The sequence below is a fragment of the Streptomyces sp. NPDC003077 genome (assembly GCF_040611095.1).
Lineage (GTDB): Bacteria > Actinomycetota > Actinomycetes > Streptomycetales > Streptomycetaceae > Streptomyces.
The window spans coordinates 40873-60462 of sequence record NZ_JBEXNM010000043.1 but is presented as its reverse complement, the minus strand read 5'-3'; the positions used below and the strand labels follow the sequence as shown (position 1 = coordinate 60462).

Below are 19590 nucleotides of genomic sequence, written 5' to 3'. Positions count from 1 at the left end.
GGAACCGATCCCCCGCCCCGAAGCGAAGACCCCGTCCCAAGGCGGACACACACGGAACGAGTAACCGTTCCGCCATCACAGAACGGCCCCCCAAGGCAGTCGTCACCCGGGCCATCGACCGGCCGCTGTCAGAGCGCTGCCCGCGGCAGTCCGCCCTCAGGTGGCGAGGTGATTGACCCGTTCGACCACGTAGAGCTGCTTGTGGCCGCGTGCGTCGAGCCGGTCGGCCACCTGCTCCGCTTCCGCGCGGGTGGCGTAGCGGCCGATCCGATAGCGGTTGCCGCCCTCGTCCTGGCGGATGACGAGCCAGGGCAGTACGGCGCCACCGTCGGTCATCGCGCCCCTCCGTCCGCCGTCCGGCGCGCCGTGGCGCGCCCTCCTGGTGCTGTTGCCGAAAAAGCAATCCGCATATGCCCGAGCCTACGCCCGACCTTCACGCACCGGATACGCCTTTGCACGAAGAGGCACCGAACCGGCCACGACCCGTACGCCACAGGGGCTGTGCCCGAAGAAGACCCTTCGGACACAGCCCCTGTGCACGACCACTCGACGGCCGTCACGCCGCGATCGGGAGACTCCACGCCCCGACCACGACCGGCCCGGCCGTCACCCCTTGCCGGAGGCCGACCCGGAAGCCGACCCGGAAGCCGACCCGGCCACCGGCGCCGGCTCCTCGGCCGCCGCCCGCATCTCGGCCTCGACCTGCACCAGCGTCGGGTTGCGCCAGGCGCTCCGCACGCCCCAGAAGTAGAAGGCCAGGCCGATCACCGCGACGACGGCGATGTCCACGCCCTCCGGCAGCCAGCCCCGGCCGCCGAACTCCGTGCCGCCCGCGTACGACACGCACGCCATGACCAGCAGGTACGTCACCATCCAGGCGCCCGCCTTCAGGTGCGGCGCCAGCGCGGCCCACGGCTTGCGGCCGGCGGCCAGCGGCTTGCCGATCTCGTACCAGGCCCAGACGGGCAGGCCGACGGCCATGATCAGGATGACCTTGCCGGTCAGCGGCCAGCGGCCCCAGTACAGGACGAGCGAGCCGAAGACCATCGCGACCGGCGCGATGACGGGCATGGCGCGCAGCTTCACCGGGCGCTTGAGGTCCGGGGACAGGCGGCGCAGCGACATCACCGCGACCGGGCCGGTGATGTACGAGATCACCGTCGCGACGGAGACGATCTCGGCGAGCGAGCCCCAGCCCCGGAAGACCGCCAGGAACAGGAAGGCGATCACCAGGTTGAGCAGCAGCGCCGGGCGCGGCACGCCGGTCTTCTTGTCCACGCGGCCGAAGACGCTCGGCAGGTGGCCGTTCTCCTGGACACCGTGGATCATGCGCGAGGTGGTGGCCGCGTAGATCATGCCGGTGCCGGACGGGGAGACGAAGGCGTCCGCGTACAGGAGCAGCGCGAGCCAGTTCAGGCCCCAGGCCACGGCGAGGTCCGCCAGCGGCGAGTTGAAGCCGAGCCCGGCCCAGCCGCCGGCGGCGGAGAGCTTGTCGCCGGGGACGGCCATCAGGAAGGCCACCTGGAGCGCGACGTAGATGACCAGCGCGATCAGGATGGAGGAGATGACGGCCTTGGGGAGCGACTTCCCCGGGTTGCGGGCCTCGCCCGCCATGTTCAGCGGCGACTGGAAGCCGTTGTAGGCCCAGACGATGCCGGAGACCGCGACGGCGGTGAACACCGCGCTCCACCCGTTCGGCGTGAAGCCGCCGTGGTTGGCGATGTTGTCGGTGTCGAAGTGCGCCGCCATCAGCGCGCTCGCGGTCATGATCGGCACGAGGACCTTGAAGACCGTGATCGCGGTGTTGGTCTTGGCGAACAGCGAGATCGCGAACCAGTTCAGGAAGAAGTAGAAGACCAGCAGGACGCTGGCGAGCGCGACGCCGGTCCCGGTCAGCTCCTTGCCGTCGTACAGCCCGTGCGTCCAGCCGAACTTCCAGGAGCTCATGTACTGCACGGAGGCCGTGGCCTCACCCGGGATGACGGAGACGATCGCGATCCAGTTGGCCCAGGCCGCGAGGTAGCCGGCGAGGGACCCGTGCGAGTACTGCCCGTAGCGGACCATGCCCCCCGCCTTGGGGAACATCGAGCCCAGCTCGGTGTACGTGAGCGCGATCGTCAGCGCGACGACGGCGCCGATGACCCAGGCCAGGATGGCGGCCGGACCGGCGATCGCGGCGGCCCGCTCGGCTCCGAAGAGCCAGCCGGACCCGATGATCGACCCCAGGCCGGTGGCGGTCAGGGCGATGGTCCCCAGGGACCGGCGGTAGTTGGAGTGGGAGCCATGCTCCGCACTACGGGTCTTCGTCGTGCTCAACGTGCTTGGTCTCCTGATCTTCACCCCGTGGTCGTGCACAAACTTCGCCATCGTAAGAGCGAATCCGAAGATCAGATTCCATGTCGAGGCAAAAAGACGCGTCCAGTTGAGGGCGTGTGAGGTTTCCAACACCATGATCGACTTAAAATGCCCGGAAATATACGGGCAAAAAGGGCGCACTTTGATAGGTTACGCGTCAGTAACGGTCGGTGTTTCCCGGTACGGACCAAGCTGTGACGGGCTTGAGAAGAAGCGGTGTTATGTCGAGAACGCCGGATCGGCGACCACTGCAACGTTGCCGAGTGCGAAGCGGTGCGAACTATTCAGCCTCCGCGCGAGAGCGGTCGGCGTGTCGCGGAGCCGTTCGGGAGCCGCTGGGGAGCCGTTCGGGAGCCGTTCGGAAGCCGCTGGGGACCCGTCCGGGAGCCGTCGGGGACCCGTCCGGGAGCCGCTGGACAGCCGCCGGGGAACCACGCCCCGACGGCGCTCCGCCTCACTTCACCGGGAAGTGATAGGCCACCCGGTGGCGATCGGCCAACGTGATGATGTCCGCCGTCTCCACCGGGCGCCCGCCCGCGAAGTACGTCCGCGAGATCACCAGCACCGAGTGCCCCGGCACCCCGCCCAGCGTCATGGCCTCCTCGGCCCGGCCCGGCCGGGCGCCCACTTCCTCCACCACGTTGTCCACGACCACGTCGATCGCCGCCATCCGCTCGACCACGCCCCGCCCGGCCAGCGGCCCCTCCTCGGGCAGCATCACGGGCGTGCGCCCCGTCAGGTCCAGCGGCTCCCAGGAGGTGGAGAGCATGGACGGCTCCCCCTCCGCCCGGAACAGGTAACGCGTCCGCATGACCCTGGCCCCGAGCTGGACGCGCAGCCGGGCCGCGACGGGCGCGCTGGCCGTCTCCTGCTCGCTGCTGGACTCCCAGGTGCCCTTGACCCGCTCGTCCGCCTGCTCCTGGCGGAAGGGGGTGGAGCCGCCGCCGGTTCGGTAACCGGCCCGGGCGATCCGGCGCGGCACCGGCTGCTCGCGCACATACGTCCCCGAACCGGAGCGGCCCTCGACCAGCCCCTCGGCCATCAGCACCTTGCGGGCCTCCAGGGCGACCGTGTCCGACACGCCGTACTGCTCACGGATGCGGGCCTGGGAGGGGAGGCGGGTGTGCGGGGGCAGCACACCTTCGACAATCTTCTGGCGCAGGTCGCCGGCGACGCGGAGGTACGCGGGCTGCTCACCGAAAGGCACGTGCCCCTCCCAACAGCTTGACAGTCAGCAACAGCGTGGCAACCGCCTGTTCTCGATAGCAAGCCTGGGCCAAAGCATTGCCCGTCGTGACGAATCCCAGCTCAACGGCCGTACGAAACACGGCCGGCACTCGTACGGAGCCCTGCCGGAAAGCCACCCGAGGGACACTCCCACCCGCCTGGCGCCCCCGGCCCTAGCGGAGAGCGACGACGGCCGGCAGGTCCGTTCGACGCCGCTGCCGGGCACACCACTCGGGGGCGGGGCGGCCGAAGCCCCGGACGGGCGTGCCGCACTCCGCGCATGCGCCGCCGCGCGTGCCTCACTCCGCGCGTGCGCCTCCACACGTGCCTCGCTCCATGCATGCGCCGCCGCGCGTGCGCCTCCGCATCGCGGCCGACAGGCCCGTCCGCGCCCGGGCCCCTCCCCCGGGCCCCTGGCGGCGGAGCGCCCCCGACCGACAGAGGCCGGTCCGCGCGCGGCCCCCCGGCCCCGGCGCAAGCCGGCGCGCGCACACCGTCCGCCTGACTCCGTCCCTCCGCGACGGAACGGTCGTACGATTCCGGCACGGCCCGTGTCCGCACCGCGAAGAACCCGCCCCAAGGCCGCCCCGGCGCCGCGAAGGCACCCCGCGCCGACGCCGGCGAGACCCCGCCGCGCCCCGTCCGGCCAGGAGAGGAGCCTCCATGTCCACCGCCGCCCAGCCCGCGCCCCCCACCCCGCTCGATCCCATGCCGGAGGACTGGCAGCGCGCGCTGGCCATCGTCGCCCACCCCGACGACCTGGAGTACGGCGCCGCCGCCGCGATCGCCGAATGGACCGACGCGGGCCGCGAGGTCGTCTACGTCCTGGCGACGCGCGGCGAGGCGGGCATCGACGGACTCGGCCCCGAGGAGTGCGCCAAGATCCGCGAGGCCGAGCAGCGGGCCAGCGCCGCCGTCGTCGGCGTGCGGACGGTGGAGTTCCTCGATCACCGGGACGGCATGATCGAGGAGGGCCTGCCGCTGCGCCGCGACCTGTCGGCCGCCATCCGGCGGCACCGCCCCGAGGTGGTGATCACCATCAACCACCACGACGACTGGTTCGGCGTGCACTGGAACACCCCCGACCACCGGATCGTGGGGCGCGCCGTCCTGGACGCGGTCGGCGACGCGGCCAACCGCTGGATCTTCCCCGAGCTGGTGACGGACCACGGGCTGGAGCCCTGGAAGGGCGTGCGCTGGGTCGCCGTGGCCGGTTCCCAGTACGCCACCCACGCGGTCGAGGTCGGCCCGGGCGTCGAGCGGGCCATCGCCTCCCTGTCCGAGCACCGGGCGTACATCCAGGGCCTGGGCGGCGAACACCAGGACGCGCACGCCTACGCCCGCGAGTTCATCGGCTACTCCCTGAAGATGGGCGCCGAACGCCACCAGGGGCGGCCCGCGGTCACCTTCCAGGTGTACGCGACCTGAGCGCCGCCGCGCAGCGCCCCTACGCCCGAGCGGCCCGCCGCACGAACCCCGATATCAACTCCGCCACCTCCCCCGGCCGTTCCAGCGGCATGGCGTGGGTGCCGTCCACCCCGGCCACGGTCACCTGCGGGTGGTCCCGCCCCAGCCGCTCCAGGTCACGGGCCAGCCCCTTCGTGTAGGCGGCCATCAGCTCGTCGAACCAGGGCACGCCCGGCACCGAGGGGTTGGGCCGCAGCGCCCGGACGATCAGCAGCGGACGGCACACCCCCGCATACCGCGCGAACAGGTCCAGCCCGGCCATGGCCGCGTGCATCTCCAGCCCCGGCATACGCGCGGGCCGCAGAAAGAGCGCCCCGTCCTCCGTCTCCCCCAGCGAACGCCGCACGCCCGCCTCCAGCAGGTCGTACGGGATCCCCAACTTTTGCGCCATGGATGCCTGGTACGCGAGGACACCGTCCAACGCCTCCTTCGGGAAGGCCCGCCCGGCCGCGTCCTCGGTGAACTTCCGGGCCTCGGCGAGGCGTTCCTCGACGTACGAGCGGTCGAGTCCGAGGTACTGCTCGGGGCGGCCCATCCCGTGGCCGTCAAGGTTGACGGCGACGGGGACGCCAGGGTCTTCGTCCAGACACAAGGTGGCGACCATGCCGCCCAGCGAGTGCCCGACGACGGCCGCGTCCGCGAGCCCCAGGGCAGCGCGCACGGCCGCCACGTCCGCGAGCACGTCCGGGAACGTCCAGGTCCCGTCGCCGGACCGCCCGTGGCCGCGCAGGTCCATCGCCACGACGCGGTGCCGGCCGGTGAGCAGCGGGGCGACCCGCTCCCAGTCCAGGAGCGTCCGCCCGGCACCGTGCAGGAGCAGGAGCGGCGGGCCGTCGCCGCCGTGGTCGCGTACGGCCAGTTCGAGGCCGTCGGGCGTGCGGACGTGGAGGTCATGGGGGTGGTGGGAGGTCATGCCCTCACGCTAGGCGCGTTCGGCGGCACGAAGATCGTCCGCGCAGAGGACGAAGAGGGGGCGATTCCCGGGCCATAATGGATCTACGGCGGTTCGGTGGGGCTCCTTTTCTGCACGGTTGGCCGCGGGCCTCCTTCGAACTTGATCGGGTTTTCTGCGGCCTGGCATGAGCGGCCCGCTCGGTGCCCGTCACGCCAGCGGTCGTTCCCCGTCCGGGGTCCGCTCCTCGGTTCCGTGGCCCTCACTCCCACTGGTACGGCTTCTCCCATGAGCGGCGGCAAGAAGCACCCGATCAGCCCGGCTGAAGGCCAAGCCGCGACCGAAGCCCTCGACCATCGTGTCGCCATGGACAAGCTGCGCGAGATCGTCACCAGCTTCGAGACCGATGACGACGAGCTCTCCCGCGACGAGATCGAAGCGGCTCGCGCCCTCCCGCGTCACGACCACCGGCGAGCCGACGGACCGGCTACCCGATGCCCGACGGTCCATTTGCCTGGCTATGAAGCCTTCGTCGAGCCGAGCCCGATCTCACGCAGTTCAGGATCGATTGCCGTTCGATGACCGGCTCACCAGGGAACTCGCGGCCCGGCCCGAGCCAAGTCACTACGGTTGTGCCATGACCGCCCCACCCGACCGGACGCGCCCGCCGCGCCCCGAAGGCCGGCTCGCGGAGGACCTGGACCGCCTGCCCGAGGCGCCCCGTCACACCGAGCTGATCGACGGCGCGCTGGTCGTCAGGAAGTCCCCGCAACGGTCATGGCACGGCCGTCTCGTCACCGGTCTCACGGTCGCGCTCATGGACCAAGCCCCGGCCACCATGGAAGTCGAGCGGGAGATGACCATCCGGCTCGACGCCCGCAACCGCCCCGAGCCCGATCTCCTGGTCACCACTCTCCCGTACGACCCCGACCGCACGTGCTACGCCCCGGCGGACGTCCTGCTGGTCGTCGAGGTCGTGTCGCCCGAGTCGGCCCACCGGGACCGCACGGTGAAGTTCCGCAAGTACGCGGAGGCCGGTATCCCCCACTACTGGCGCGTCGAGGAGGAGGCCGGCTCCCCCGTCGTCCACGTCTACGAACTCGACGGCCCGGCACGGGCCTACGCTCCGGCCGGGATCTTCCGCCGCACCGTCCAGCGATCGGTGCCCTTCGAGATCGGGATCGACCTCGACCGGCTGGCGGCCGGGCGGCGGTAGACCGGTCTCCCGCCGCCCGCGCAGGGGCGGGCGGGCCGCCGCGCTACAGGGCCAGGGCCAGGGACCGCCGATGTGCGTCCAGCGCACCGCCCACCGCGGTGAGCAGCGCGGCCCTGGACGCGGCGGACTGCCGGAGTGTCGCGGCTTCCAACTGGCTCACGACGGTGCGGTAGGAGATGCCGAACCACGGCAGGTAGGAGAGGACGCGCCGCGACTCCTCGTAGTGGCGACGCACGCTGTCGCCCCGGACCGCGCCGTGGTCGGCGACGGCCCGCAACGTCTCCTCGGACAGCACGCTGATCGTGTCCGGGGCGACGAGTTCCTCGACGTACTCGGTGTCCGGGCGGACCGGTGTCGTGCGCTCGTTGGAGGTCCACGCCAGACGCTGCGGACGGGCTCCGTGTGCTTCCAGCGCTTGCCACCTCGGCGAGCCGAACACGTTCTCGTACACCTCGTAGGCCAGACGGGCGTTGACCACCCCGCACTTCCCCGTCAGCGCCCGCGCCTCCGCGGTGCCGGCCCGGTCCAGTTCCCGGTCGATCTCGACGTCCAGCGGACTGACGGAGAACGACGCGACGGAGGCGACGGTCCGCAGGTCGCGCCCCGCCGCGTGGGCCCGCTCCAGGCCGTTGAGGAAGGCCTCGGTGACCTGGGCATAGCGTTCGGGCGAGAAGATCGCGACAGCGTTCACGCCGATGCCCTCGGCGAGACAGGCGCTGATCGCGGGCAGGTTGGCGGCCGAGGCCGGGATCTTGACCAGGACGTTCGGACGGTTGACCGTGCGCCACAGGGCACGGGCTTCCGCCACGGTCGCGTCCGCGTCCCAGGCGTTCCGGGAGTCGATGTCGATGGAGGCGAAACCGTCGCGCCCCGCGGTGCGCTCGTGGACGGGGAGCAGCGCGTCGCACGCCGCCCGGACGTCCTCGGTGGCCAGTTCCCAGACGACCTCCTCCGCCGTGAGCCCGCGGTGCGCCAGGTTGCCTATCCGTTCTTGATAGGCACCGTCTATGGACAGCGCTTCAGCGAAAACGGCAGGACGGCCAACCACTCCCGTGATGCCTTCCGTCCCGGTCTTCCGGCGCGTGCCGCTCGAAGCGGGCTCGGCCGGTGGGATGCCGTCGAGCCAGACGGAGACACCCTCGTTGGCGAGCCGTGTGAAGACGTCGTTCATGGCGTTGCTCAGAACTCCTACGGTTGCACGGGCGGGGAAGTGCGGGTGGGGGGTTCGGTGTCGTTGGGCGGTCGGGTGCGGGCTCGTCGCTGTGGGCGGCGTCGGAAGGGTCGGACGAGTCGGACGAGTCGAGGTGGACGAAGACCTCGTGGTCGGCCGTGTGGAAGGCGGGCCAGTCACCGGGCAGGTCGTCATCGGGCAGGTCGTCGTCGTGGAAGATCGCCTCGATGGGGCTGACGGGGTCGGCGGCGCCCCATTCGAAGCATGCTTCGGGTTGTGTGACGTGCTCTCCGGGATGAGGGAAGGGCTCGCGCACGCCCTCGTCAACGCGGTCGATGCGGTCAACGTCGATGTCGATGCCGCCGACGCCGCCGATCGGGCACTCGTCGAGGCATGCCCGGTCGACCGCATCGACGCAGGGGGCGGCGCGGCCACAGGCCATAAGGGGACTCCTAGGGAGGTGGGGGGTGGGGGTGAGCCGGAGTTTCAGCCGGTGACGGGCCAGGTGTCGCCGCCCGCGAGCAGCGCGGGAAGGCCGCACTGATCACCCGGTCCGGACGGCTGCCCTCCGCACGCCGCGACGACGGCCCCCTCACGCCGCGCCGACTCGTGGACCGGCACCGGCGTCAGGTCGACATGCACGGTGTACGCCGTTTCGGAACGGGCTTCTCAGTCGGCCGGGAGGAGTTCCGGTATCCGGCGCGGCAGCCGGGCGGACACGTCGGCCGGCAGGCCGCGGACCGTGACCGCCGTCGCGGGCCGGGCGCCGGTCCGCAGCACGCCGTTGACGCCATGCGGGACAAGCAGCACCTGTCCGGTGTTGGCCGTGATGGTTTCGTCCTCGTCCACACGCAGGGTGAGCTGACCGCTGATGACGAGGATCGCTTCCTCGACCCCGTGGTCGGCCCGGATGTCGAGGCGGGCGCCGGGCGGCAGGGCCCAGTACTCGACGCCCTCGCACTCGCTGTGCAGCATGCCCCGCCTGATCAGGCTCTGCCACTGGGCGGACCGGCCACCGGCCCGCACCATGACATCGCCCCGGGCCCTGGAGACGATCACTTCTCGCCGCCTTCGCCCTCGACCGCCAGCGTCACCACGAGCAGCCGCAGCGCCTCCGCCGCCCGGAAGGTCGACCGCGAACCGGCCTCCAGCAGCAGGCAGGTGTCCTTGCCGACGGTCACGGTCTCCGTCAGGCCCGCGGCCTCCACCACGCCGTCACCGGCGTGGACGTAGACGGCGAGTTCGGCCCCGGGGGTGCCCAGCACCCGTTCGTCCCCCGCGGCGACGTCGATGACCTCGACGCGCTTGAGGGGTCCGCTGAACACGCCCGCCGTGTCCACGCGCTTCTCCTGGAACAGGTCGTGGACCACGGCCTGTGTCATGTCTCCTCCTTCAGGGGACTCGCCTCCGGCCAGTACCGAACTCGTGGCCGGGGCGAGGGTTTCGATGACCCACCAGTCGAGGTGGTCGTCACCCGTGTTGCGCAGGCCGTGGATGTTGCCCACGCTGGTCAGGGCGAGCGAACCGGCCCGGACCTCGTGCGGCCCGCCGTTCAGCAGGAGTTCCCCGGTGCCCGACAGGATGAGGTAGATCTCCTCGGTGCGGGTGTGCCGGTGTTCGCCGCTGACGGCCTTGGCCGGGAGCGAGGCCCATTCGACGGCCTCGCTGAGCGAGCGCAGTTGCCGGCGGGTGGCGAAGGCCTTCCAGTAGGTCTTGCCTTCGGCGCCGTGCACGCCGTACACCGACGCCTTGGTGCTGGTGTCGCTCACCGCGACCCAGGGGACGGCGGTTTCTTCGTGTTCTTGGTGTTCTTCGCGTTCTTCGTGGGCGTGTTCTCCGTGGACGTGTTGCTTATGGACGTCTTCTACGTGGGCGTGTTCCGAGTGGGTCGTGGTCACTCCGCGTCTCCCCAGTGGTAGTCGGCCAGCTTCTGGGCGGCGTCGGACAGTTCGTCTTCGGTGAGGTCGTTGACGAACACGGCGGAGCCGATGCCGACGGGAAGCGGCAGGCGCTGCTGTCCGTCGCGGTGCCGCACGGTGTCCCGCAGCGCCGGCACCAGCAGCTTGGGCGTGCAGGTCTCGTGCCAGGTCGGCAGGCCGAGGGCGGCCATCACGCGCAGGATGCGGCGCCGCTGCTCCGCGTCGAGCAGGCCGCGCTGTTCGGCGATGACGGTGGTGAGCGCCATGTCCACGGCCACGGCCTCGCCGTGCAGCAGCTCGGGCAGTGCGTGCATCTCGACGACCGGGCTGAACGAGTGGCCGTAGTCCACGACCCGCTCCAGCACCTTCTCCCAGAGGTTGGGCTGCAGCTCCTCCAGCATGCCGTGGATCGCCCGCTCGATGACCTCGGTCGCGGGGTCCTCCACCGGGTGGGAGGACAGCCCGATGCCGGGGGCGGCCGGCGGCTGCAGGCGGTTGCGCAGCAGGTCGTCGCCGTACTGCTCCAGAAGGTCGAACAGGCGCGCGTCCTTGATCAGGGCGATCTTGAGGATCTCGGCCAGGCCGTTGCTGATGTGCCGCTCGTCCAGGGTGTTGAGGAACGTGCGGTCGAGCAGGGTGCGCTGGGCCGGGAAGTAGGTGCCGAGCCGGTTCTTGTGCCCGTCGTTGTTGACCCCGGTCTTGGCCCCCACGCCCGCGTCGACCAGGCCGATGAGGGTCGTGGGGATGCGGATCCACGGGGTGGACCGCCGGTACATGCTGGCGGCGAATCCCACGATGTCCATGAGGACGCCGCCGCCGATGGCGATGACGGGCTCGCGCCGACGGTCGATGCCGAAGGTGTCGAGACCGTCGATGACCTTGAGCACCAGCTCCATGTTCTTGGCGGGCTCGCCGGTCGGCAGGACGAGCAGGTGGTAATCGACGTTGTGGTGGTCGAAGTAGTTCCTGATCCGGGTGCCGTAGAGCTCGTCGACGACGGAGTCGACCACGATGAAGCGGCGGACCACCTGCCCTTCGACGGCGTCCTCCAGGATCGCCCGGTTCTCGGTGCTCAGCAGGTTCTCCTCCACCCGCACCTCGTAGCCGACCTGCTGCGTGGCCCGTACGGCCCAGTGCGTGACGGGGGCTCCGACGGTGAACAGCCCGTCCGAGACGGTGCGTTCGGCCGACTGAAGGTCTGACTGCATGCCTGTCTCCTCGATGGGAACGGTGCGGCTCCGCGCGGGGACGGTCTCGTGCCGCACAGCGCGGTATTGATCTCTTCGCTCAGGGACTATGACAGTCGATCAATGCATTCGCAAGCATGTTGACGAGTGGCCGGCGTCACCAGTGTATATATCGAGGCGCCCCCGCCATGCGTGCAACCACCCTTCGAACGCGCCCCCACCTGCAATGAAGCACCGGACTACCCCCAACCCACCCAAGCAACCCCACCTGTTTAGTTGCTTTCAGATGCATGCATCGCTATCGTCCTCAACCACGGGTTTCCGTCACGCAGATCATCGGGAGGGAGCGCGGGCATGCCGCGCCTAGACGTAGAGGCCGATCACACGACCGGCCGCACCGGTATTCCGTCCATCCGCCGCGTGGACCACTTCGCGTTCACCGTGAAAGACCTCGACGCGGCCGTCCGGTTCCTCGCCGAGGTCCTCGGCGGCGAGCTGTGCTACATCGAAGGACCCGTCCAGGACCCCCAAGGGGACTGGATGAGCCGCAAGCTGGGGGTGCACCCCAGGGCCGTGGCCCACGTGGCCATGGTGCGCGTCGGTCCGCACACCAATCTGGAGCTGTTCCAGTACACCGCCCCCAGGCAGCGCACGGCGGCGGTGCCGCTGGACGGCCCGGGTGGCCGCCGGATGGCGCTGCGCGTCGAGGACGTCGACGCCGTGGCCGCCCGGCTGCGCCGGCGCCCGGACACCACGGTGACCTGCGACGCGGTCTGCCCGACCGTCCAGCCGGGGCGCTCCGTGCGACGGGTGGGGTTCACCACCTCGTGGGGCATGGAGCTGCAACTGTGCGGCACGGCCGACCCGTTGGACGCGCGGAGCGCAGCCGCATCGCCGTCGGCGGCGGGCCCGGCCAAGGTGCTGGGCGCCGATCACCTGGCGCTCACCGTCGGCGACCTCGCGGCGTCCGTGCGGTTCTTCACGGACGTCATCGGCGCCTCGCCGCTCCCCCCGCGCAGCCCGCGTGAGCGTTCGGGGGCCCCGACCCGCGCCCACCTGCGCCTCGGGCCCACCGACCGGATCGAACTGCGCCAGTACGAGGGGAACGGCGTCCCGCCCGCCCCCGGCAACAGCGATGTGGGGGGTTCCCACCTCGCCTTCCACGTGGACGACGTCGACACCGCGGCGGCCTACCTCCGGTCCCAGCCGGGCGTGCGTGTGATGGGCGAGCCCGAGACCATCACCGGCGGGCCCATCGAGGGCAACCGGTGGGTGTACTTCACCACCCCCATCGGCGTGCAGATGGAGATCCTTCGCATGCCGGACGGACGGCTGCCCTACGAGCGGACGACCGCTGCCCGCCGGGCGTCCTCGCACTCCTTCGTCTGGGCGTAGACCGGCCGCGGCACGCACCCGCCGCTCCGGGCCGGGCAGCGGCACGCACCCGCCGCTCCGTGAGCGTTCCGGACCGGGCAGGCAGCCGTCCCGAGGCGGACGGTCGATGCCGCCCGTCCCCGGGCCGCCTCCCCCGCGCCCCCTTCACCCCGCCCCGTTTCCGCCATCCACTTCTTCCCTGAGGAGCACCACCATGCGGTGGGACCACCTGTACATCGCCGGTACCGGCGCCTACCTGCCCAAGACCATGAGCGTCGAGGAAGCCATCGACGCCGGGGCGTACGACGAGGAGTCCGTCCGGCACAGCGGGCACCTGTCCGTCACCGTCGCCGCTCCCGAGGACAGCATCCCGGACATGGCGGTGCGGGCGGGCCGCCAGGCGCTGGAGCGTTCCGGTTACCGGCCGGAGGACGTCGCGGCGGTCACGTACTCCGTCGTCTTCCACAACGGCATCGACATCTGGAACTCCGGTTCCTACATCCAAAAGGGCATCGCCGCGCCGGGCTGCCTGGCGGCCGAGGTGCGCTCGGGCTCCAACGGCGGGCTGATCGCGGCCGAGCTCGCCGCCGGCTACCTGCACGCCCACCCCACCGCGAAGGTCGCCGTCTCCACGGCGGGCGACCTGTGGACGGACCCGTACTTCGACCGGTGGCGCACCGACCGCATCCTGTACGGCGACGGGGCGGCGGCCGTGGCGCTGTCCCGGGAGGGCGGCTTCGCCCGCATCGTGTCGATGGCGACCTACTCCGACCCCGAGCTGGAGGCCATGCACCGCGGTCACGAGCCGTTCGGTCCCTTCCAGCACGACGCCGAGCACCCCATCGACCTCAACCGCCGCCACCAGCAGTTCCTTGAGGACTTCGACAAGGACGAGGTGTGGCGCCGGGTCGAGGGCGGTTTGCGGAAGGCCGCGCACCAGGCCCTCGAAGAGGCCGGCCGGTCCATGGACGAGATGGACCACCTCGTCGCCCCGCACTTCGGCGCCGGTCTCACGCTGCGCCAGTGCCTGCGCCCGCTGGGCGTGGAGGACCTGAACCGGACCGCCTGGGACTTCTCCCGGCGCACCGGCCACCTCGGCCCCGCCGACCAGTTCGCCGGTCTCAACCACCTCACCGAGACCGGTGCCCTCACCCCCGGCAAGCGCGTCCTGCTGCTCGGCGTCGGCGGCGGGTTCACCTGGACCTGCGCCGTGGTCGACGTCCTCGAAGCGCCCGCGTGGCGTGACATTCCGGCGTGAACCGCACCGCGCCGGCGGCCCCGTTCCCGAGTCCCGTCGGGATTCCCACCCACCAGCCAGTCAAGGAGACACCGAGAATGCCCGTCGGAATCGTCGGTCTCGGCGCGTACGCTCCGCCACGCGTCATCGACAACGCGCAGATCAGCGAGTGGACCGGGGTCACCCCGGAGTGGATCACCGAACGGACGGGGGTGCACGCCCGGCACTACGCGGACCCGGGTGTCACCACCTCCGCCATGGCCGCGCGGGCGGTCGAGGAGCTGTTCGCCGAGTCGCCCCACCACCGCGAGGGCGTGGGCCTGACGGTGCTCGCCACCTCCACGCCCGACCAGCCGCAGCCCGCGACCGCGGTGCGGATGCAGAAGCTGCTGCGGATGCACAGCACGCCCGCCTTCGACGTGAACGCCGTCTGCTCCGGATTCGTGTACGGGCTGAGCGTGGCCGAGTCGATGGTGCGCACGTCGCCCGGGAACGGGACGGCGCTGGTCATCGGCGCCGACATGTACTCCAGCATCATGGACCGCGGCGACCGGCGCACCGTGTCGCTGTTCGGCGACGGCGCCGCCGCGGTGCTGCTCGGTGAGGTGCCCGAGGGGTACGGCATCCACGCGACCCGGCTGTTCTCCGACGGCGACGGCGCGGACCTGGTCGAGGTCGCGGCCGGCGGCACCCGTGAGATCGCGGACGACGCCGCCCGCGCGGCCGGCCGGCACTACTTCCGGATGCAGGGGCGCGCGGTCAAGGACTACGCGCTCCAGGTCATCCCGAAGGTCGTGGACGACGTCCTGAGCCAGTCCGGCCTGCACATCGGCGACATCGACCGGGTCTTCATCCACCAGGGCAACGCCCGGCTGGTCGAGGCGGTCGCGCGGCAGCTCGGCGTGGAGATGGACCGGGTCCCGCTCACCGCGCCGCAGTACGGCAACACCGGCGCCGCCTCCATCCCCTTCACCCTGTGCCACGCGCACCGCGAGCGGCCGATCGAGCGCGGCGAGCGGATCCTGTTCGCGGCCGTGGGTGGCGGGATGACCGCGGGCGCGGCCGTCCTGACCTGGTACTGAGAGGAGGAGCTTGCCATGCGTCTGAAGGACAAGGTGGCCGTCATCACGGGCGGCACCCGCGGCCTCGGCCGGGCGATTGCGGAGCGGTTCGTCGACGAGGGCGCCACCGTGGTCTGCGCGGCCCGGAACCCGTACGACATCCAGAACCTGATCAACCAGCTCCCGGACCGGGTCATGTTCCACGAGACCGACGTGAGCGACCCCAAGAGCGTGGACGGCCTCATGGACGCCGCGGTGGCGGCCTACGGGCAGATCGACGTCCTCGTCGCCAACGCCGGCGTCAACCGCGACGGCAAGGTCGACCGCATCGCCCCCGACGACTGGCGGGCCATGATGGAGACCAACGTCAACGGCACCTTCTACAGCCTCCAGAGCGCGGCCCGCCGCATGATCCGGCAGGGCACCGGCCGCATCATCACCGTCTCCTCCAGCATGGCGACCCGCGTGGCCATCGGCGCCGCCGGCTACTCGGCGACCAAGGCGGCCATCGAGACGCTCACCAAGGTCTCCGCCATCGAACTGGGCCGCAAGGGCATCCAGGTCAACTGCCTCGCGCCGGGCGTCCTGGAGGACGGCATGGGGCGCGAGCTGTCGCAGAACGAGAAGGTCTGGGAGGCGTACCACACCCGCTTCTCGCTGGGGCGCGCCGGAAAGCTGGACGAGGCGGCTCTCGGCGCGGTGTTCCTCGCCGCCGAGGACAGCTCGTACGTCAACGGACATGTGCTGGAAGTCAACGGAGGTCTGCTGTGGGCGTGAAGCGTGAGGAACCCGGGGTCCGGCTCGTCGTGGCCGACGGCGTCGGCACCATCGAACTGTCGCGGGCCCCCGTCAACGCCCTGGACCGGGCGACGCAGACGGAGCTGCGGGAGGCCGCGCACGAGGCGGCCCACCGCAGGGACGTGGAGGCGGTCGTGCTCTACGGCGGTCCCGAGAAGTTCTCCGCCGGCGCCGACATCCAGGAGATGGCGGGCCTGGAGCCGATCGACATGGTGCTGTGGGCGAGCCAGCTCCAGGCGGCGTTCACCGCGGTCGCCGACATCCCCAAACCCGTCGTGGCGGCGGTCACCGGCTTCGCGCTCGGCGGCGGCTGCGAGCTGGCGCTCACGGCCGACCACCGCATCCTCGCCACGGAGACGAAGATCGGGCTGCCCGAGGTGAAGCTCGGCGTCATCCCCGGCGCCGGCGGCACCCAGCGGCTGTCCCGGCTGGTGGGAACGGCCAAGGCCAAGGAGATCATGTTCACCGGGCGGGCCCTGAGCGCCCAGGAGGCACTGGAGATCGGCCTCGCCGACCGGGTGGTGGAGCGGGACCAGGTGCTCAAGGAGGCCATGGCCTGGGCGCGGCAGTTCGTGGGCGGGCCCTCGCTGGCCCTGCGGGCGATCAAGCAGGCCGTGGACCTGGGGACGGGCACCGATCTGCGCTCGGGCCTGGAGATCGAACGCACCCTGTTCGAGGGGCTGTTCGGGACGCGGGACCAGCTTGCGGGCATGCGGACGTTCGTGGAGTCCGGGCCGGGCAAGGCGGTGTTCACCGGGCGGTGAGGCCGGAGCGTCGTACGGGTGCGGCCCCGGGGAGGATCCCCGGGGCCGCACCCGTTTTTCGTGCCGTGCTTTTGAGGTGACTGGGCTGCTGCTGACGGCAGGTGACTGCCGGCGGCGCGGGCTGCCGACGGCCCGTGGCTGCCGACCGCAGGTGCCTGCTGACGGCAGGTGATTGCCAACGGCACGCGGCTGCCGACGGCGCTCCCCGCGTCAGGAGCCCCGTCGGCGCGGCGTCACGGCGTCACCGCCTCACGGCGTCAGCAGCAGCTTGCCGCGCACGCCACCGGCGGCCAGCCTGCGGTGCGCCTCCGGCCCGAAGGAGAAGTCGCCGACCTCGGCCACACGCAGGGTGAGCACCCCCTCGTCGACCAGCGACGACAGGATCGCCAACTGGTCGCCGTCCTGCTCGACGAAGGTCTGGGACACGGTGATGCCCCGCTCGGCCTTCGGCGGCTCGGGGGCGTAGATGGAACCGGCGCGCCCGCCGTCCCGTACCGCGCCGATCACCTTCGGCGCGATGCCGGCGGTCTCCAGGAGGACGTCCGCGATGCCGCCCGGCACCGGCTCGGCGGAGGAGAGCACCGAGGCGGCGCCCAGCTCCCGGGCCAGTTCGGCGTCCTCGGGGCGGGCCAGGGCGATGACCTCGACGCCGCGGGAGGCGGCGAGCTGGGAGGCGAAGCCGCCCACCGCGCCGACCGCGCCGCTGATCAGGAGCTTCTCGCCGGGCCGCGGGTCCAGCTTGGCCAGGGCCTGGTACGCGGTGAGCCCGGCCAGCGGCAGCGCGGCGGCCTCCACCAGGTCCACGGTGCGCGGCGCGGGCGCGGCGATCGCGGCGGGCAGGGCGACGAACTCGGCGTGGGTGCCGATGCCGGTCGCGTACTGCGCCGACATGGCCACCACCCGGTCGCCGGGAGCGAAGCGGTCCACGCCCTCGCCGACGGCCTCGACCGTGCCGGACAGGTCCCAGCCGAGGATCAGCGGGAAGGGGTGGGTGATGTTCGCGGCCATGGCGCCGCCGCGGACCAGCAGGTCGACGGGGTTGACGCCGGTGCCCGCCGTGCGGACCAGGATCTGGCCCGGCTGGGGGGCGGGGGTGGGGAGTTCGGTGACGGTCAGCAGCTCGGGGCCGCCGTACTCGGCGAGCGTCAGTGCACGCATGTCGGGTGTCCTTCCGTCCGTAGACATTGAAAACACTTGCACCCGGAAGCATACGACCATTGATCGAACGACGACACCGAGCCCCCGCACCTTCAACAACCCGCAGCGCAATCCCGCAACTTGCCCGCCCTTATTTGCTTGCGGCTGCATACTTCTCCGCATTAAGGTGACCCCAACGGTCGAGGCGAAGCCATCGCGCCCCGGAGTCGGTCCGGCCTATCGGACTGGTCCATCGATCCAGCCGATCGACCCGGCCGACCGACCCGGCGCCCTTCGCCACCCTGTCCGCACCGCCGCGAGCCGCGGGTGCCGACCTCTTATCCGTTTCTCTCCGCAGGGAGGCAGTCCCCCATGCCCAGAACCACCGACTCACCGGCCGTGCCCGGTAGTTCGCGGCTTCCCACACTGACCGGGATGCGCTTCATCGCCGCGGCGCTCGTGTTCCTCCACCACGGGATCTGGGTGAACGTCTTCGCCGACGGCGATGTCGTGTCCTTCTACCACGACCTGTTCATCAACGCCGGGCACGTCGGCGTCTCGTTCTTCTTCCTGCTCAGCGGCTTCGTGCTCACCTGGTCGGCCCGGAAGAAGGACACCTTCGGGCGCTACCTGCGGCGCCGGCTCGTCAAGCTCTACCCCAACCACGTGGTGACCTTCGTGGCGGCGCTGCTGCTCATCGCCACGTCCACCCAGCTCTACCAGGCGATCCCGAACCTGTTCATGGTGCAGTCCTGGTTCCCCGTCTACGACCTGCTGTTCAGCGTGAACCCGCCGAGCTGGTCGCTGGCCTGCGAGGCGCTGTTCTACCTCGCGTTCCCGCTGCTGCTGCGCTGGGCCAACCGGATTCCGGTGGTGAAGCTCTGGTGGTGGGCGGTCGGAGTGATCGCCGCCGTCATCGGCGCCGCGGTGTTCGCGCAGACCGTGCTGACCGGCGGCCCGGCCATGCCGGACGGGCAGCCGGTGGGCCTCTACCAGTTCTGGTTCGTGTACGCCCTGCCGCCGGTGCGCGCGCTGGACTTCTTCCTGGGCATCCTGCTGGCGCGCATCGTCATCAACGGCAAGTGGATCCGCGTCGGCATCCTGCCCGCCACGCTGCTCTTCGTCGCCTGCTACGCCCTGGCCGGTCAACTCCCTTACGTGTACGGGCTGAACGCGGCGACGATCATCCCGATCGCCCTGTTGGTGCCCGCGGCGGCGGTGGCCGACATCAACGGGCGGCGGACCGGCCTCCAGGGGCGCTTCGCGATCTGGCTGGGCGAGATCTCGTATGCCTTCTACCTCGTGCACGCCATCGTCCTCATCTGGTGCCGCGCCCAGCTCGGCAATCCGCAGGGCTGGAGCACCCCCGCCGGCCTGGCACTGCTGCTGGCCGGGATGGTGCTGAGCGCGCTGGTCGCCTGGGCGCTGTACGCCCTGGTGGAACGGCCGGCGATGCGCCGGTGGAGCAAGCCGCGGGCGGACCGGGCGCGGGCCGGGGCCGCGACGCAGACCACGACCACGACCGCGCCCGAGGCGAAGGCCGCGATGGACCCCGAACCGGGCGAGCTCGCCGCGACCCGGTAGGCCCGTCGAAGGGGAGCCCCCAAGGGGGAGAGCGTCACGTCCATGGCACCTCTCCCCCTCGCAACGGTCGCCCCTCTGGCACTGCCACACATTGATCTGCGGTCATTTTACGAACCGGTCATGCGGTTGTTAACCCTCTCATGCACCTGACCGTGAGCCCTACCGCGCCCGTTTTGCCCACCTATACCTACCTAATCCGCG

Annotated in this window: 19 protein-coding genes; 10 read left to right on the top strand and 9 right to left on the bottom strand. The window is 71.2% G+C overall.

Going from position 1 to position 19590, the window contains the following annotated elements:
- Positions 1 to 156 precede the first annotated feature (156 nt).
- The 3 genes from ABZX96_RS25395 to ABZX96_RS25385 form a co-directional block, all read right to left on the bottom strand.
- Positions 157 to 336: an SPOR domain-containing protein gene (locus tag ABZX96_RS25395; protein WP_355548698.1), complete on the bottom strand. Its 180-nt coding sequence runs from the start codon at positions 334 to 336 to the stop codon at positions 157 to 159.
- A gap of 270 nt (positions 337 to 606) precedes the next feature.
- Positions 607 to 2316, bottom strand: a complete 1710-nt coding sequence (locus ABZX96_RS25390) for an APC family permease (protein ID WP_355548696.1) — start codon at positions 2314 to 2316, stop codon at positions 607 to 609.
- A 493-nt stretch (positions 2317 to 2809) separates the two neighbouring features.
- The gene (locus tag ABZX96_RS25385) at positions 2810 to 3562 is read right to left on the bottom strand and encodes a GntR family transcriptional regulator (protein ID WP_355548692.1); all 753 of its coding nucleotides are present in this window, start codon (positions 3560 to 3562) and stop codon (positions 2810 to 2812) included.
- Between the two features lie 683 nt (positions 3563 to 4245).
- Here ABZX96_RS25385 and ABZX96_RS25380 point away from each other — a divergent pair.
- A complete protein-coding gene (locus ABZX96_RS25380) occupies positions 4246 to 5010 on the top strand; it encodes a PIG-L deacetylase family protein (protein ID WP_355548689.1) in 765 nt (254 codons plus the stop codon).
- A gap of 19 nt (positions 5011 to 5029) precedes the next feature.
- On the opposite strand, the gene ABZX96_RS25375 is transcribed toward ABZX96_RS25380, so the two are convergent.
- Positions 5030 to 5962: an alpha/beta hydrolase gene (locus ABZX96_RS25375; RefSeq protein WP_355548686.1), complete on the bottom strand. Its 933-nt coding sequence runs from the start codon at positions 5960 to 5962 to the stop codon at positions 5030 to 5032.
- 267 nt (positions 5963 to 6229) lie between these two features.
- Between ABZX96_RS25375 and ABZX96_RS25370 the strand changes: the two genes are divergently transcribed.
- Together ABZX96_RS25370 and ABZX96_RS25365 are read left to right on the top strand one after the other, a co-directional pair.
- Positions 6230 to 6523: a hypothetical protein gene (locus ABZX96_RS25370; RefSeq protein WP_355548683.1), complete on the top strand. Its 294-nt coding sequence runs from the start codon at positions 6230 to 6232 to the stop codon at positions 6521 to 6523.
- Positions 6524 to 6578: 55 nt separating this feature from the next.
- Positions 6579 to 7157: a Uma2 family endonuclease gene (locus ABZX96_RS25365; RefSeq protein WP_355548680.1), complete on the top strand. Its 579-nt coding sequence runs from the start codon at positions 6579 to 6581 to the stop codon at positions 7155 to 7157.
- 43 nt (positions 7158 to 7200) lie between these two features.
- On the opposite strand, the gene tal is transcribed toward ABZX96_RS25365, so the two are convergent.
- Positions 7201 to 8328 (bottom strand): transaldolase, encoded by a 1128-nt coding sequence (tal, locus tag ABZX96_RS25360; RefSeq protein WP_355548677.1) that lies wholly within the window; start codon positions 8326 to 8328, stop codon positions 7201 to 7203.
- A 133-nt stretch (positions 8329 to 8461) separates the two neighbouring features.
- Here tal and ABZX96_RS25355 point away from each other — a divergent pair, with 133 nt between their 5' ends.
- A complete protein-coding gene (locus tag ABZX96_RS25355) occupies positions 8462 to 8872 on the top strand; it encodes a hypothetical protein (protein WP_355548674.1) in 411 nt (136 codons plus the stop codon).
- A 125-nt stretch (positions 8873 to 8997) separates the two neighbouring features.
- On the opposite strand, the gene ABZX96_RS25350 is transcribed toward ABZX96_RS25355, so the two are convergent.
- The 3 genes from ABZX96_RS25350 to ABZX96_RS25340 form a co-directional block, all read right to left on the bottom strand.
- Positions 8998 to 9387 carry a cupin domain-containing protein gene (locus ABZX96_RS25350; protein ID WP_355548672.1) on the bottom strand — a complete coding sequence of 130 codons (390 nt, stop codon included), beginning with the start codon at positions 9385 to 9387 and terminating at the stop codon, positions 8998 to 9000.
- The gene (locus ABZX96_RS25345; RefSeq protein ID WP_355548670.1) at positions 9384 to 10097 is read right to left on the bottom strand and encodes a cupin domain-containing protein; all 714 of its coding nucleotides are present in this window, start codon (positions 10095 to 10097) and stop codon (positions 9384 to 9386) included. The genes ABZX96_RS25350 and ABZX96_RS25345 overlap by 4 nt, the downstream gene beginning before the upstream one ends.
- A gap of 125 nt (positions 10098 to 10222) precedes the next feature.
- A complete protein-coding gene (locus tag ABZX96_RS25340; RefSeq protein ID WP_355548668.1) occupies positions 10223 to 11455 on the bottom strand; it encodes a sedoheptulose 7-phosphate cyclase in 1233 nt (410 codons plus the stop codon).
- 333 nt (positions 11456 to 11788) lie between these two features.
- On the opposite strand from ABZX96_RS25340, the gene ABZX96_RS25335 reads away from it, so the two are divergent.
- The 5 genes from ABZX96_RS25335 (at position 11789) to ABZX96_RS25315 (ending at position 16668) form a co-directional block, all read left to right on the top strand.
- Positions 11789 to 12829, top strand: a complete 1041-nt coding sequence (locus tag ABZX96_RS25335) for a VOC family protein (protein WP_355548665.1) — start codon at positions 11789 to 11791, stop codon at positions 12827 to 12829.
- A gap of 193 nt (positions 12830 to 13022) precedes the next feature.
- The gene (locus ABZX96_RS25330) at positions 13023 to 14066 is read left to right on the top strand and encodes a ketoacyl-ACP synthase III family protein (protein WP_355548662.1); all 1044 of its coding nucleotides are present in this window, start codon (positions 13023 to 13025) and stop codon (positions 14064 to 14066) included.
- 77 nt (positions 14067 to 14143) lie between these two features.
- On the top strand, positions 14144 to 15127 hold the full coding sequence (locus tag ABZX96_RS25325) for a ketoacyl-ACP synthase III (protein ID WP_355548659.1): 984 nt from the start codon (positions 14144 to 14146) through the stop codon (positions 15125 to 15127).
- 15 nt (positions 15128 to 15142) lie between these two features.
- The gene (locus ABZX96_RS25320; RefSeq protein ID WP_355548656.1) at positions 15143 to 15883 is read left to right on the top strand and encodes an SDR family NAD(P)-dependent oxidoreductase; all 741 of its coding nucleotides are present in this window, start codon (positions 15143 to 15145) and stop codon (positions 15881 to 15883) included.
- Entirely contained in the window at positions 15880 to 16668 is a 789-nt protein-coding gene (locus ABZX96_RS25315) for an enoyl-CoA hydratase/isomerase family protein (protein WP_355548653.1), read from the top strand. Before ABZX96_RS25320 ends, ABZX96_RS25315 begins: the two co-directional genes overlap by 4 nt.
- A gap of 249 nt (positions 16669 to 16917) precedes the next feature.
- On the opposite strand, the gene ABZX96_RS25310 is transcribed toward ABZX96_RS25315, so the two are convergent.
- On the bottom strand, positions 16918 to 17826 hold the full coding sequence (locus tag ABZX96_RS25310; protein ID WP_355548650.1) for an NADP-dependent oxidoreductase: 909 nt from the start codon (positions 17824 to 17826) through the stop codon (positions 16918 to 16920).
- 351 nt (positions 17827 to 18177) lie between these two features.
- Between ABZX96_RS25310 and ABZX96_RS25305 the strand changes: the two genes are divergently transcribed.
- The gene (locus ABZX96_RS25305; protein ID WP_355548647.1) at positions 18178 to 19389 is read left to right on the top strand and encodes an acyltransferase; all 1212 of its coding nucleotides are present in this window, start codon (positions 18178 to 18180) and stop codon (positions 19387 to 19389) included.
- Positions 19390 to 19590: the final 201 nt, after the last annotated feature.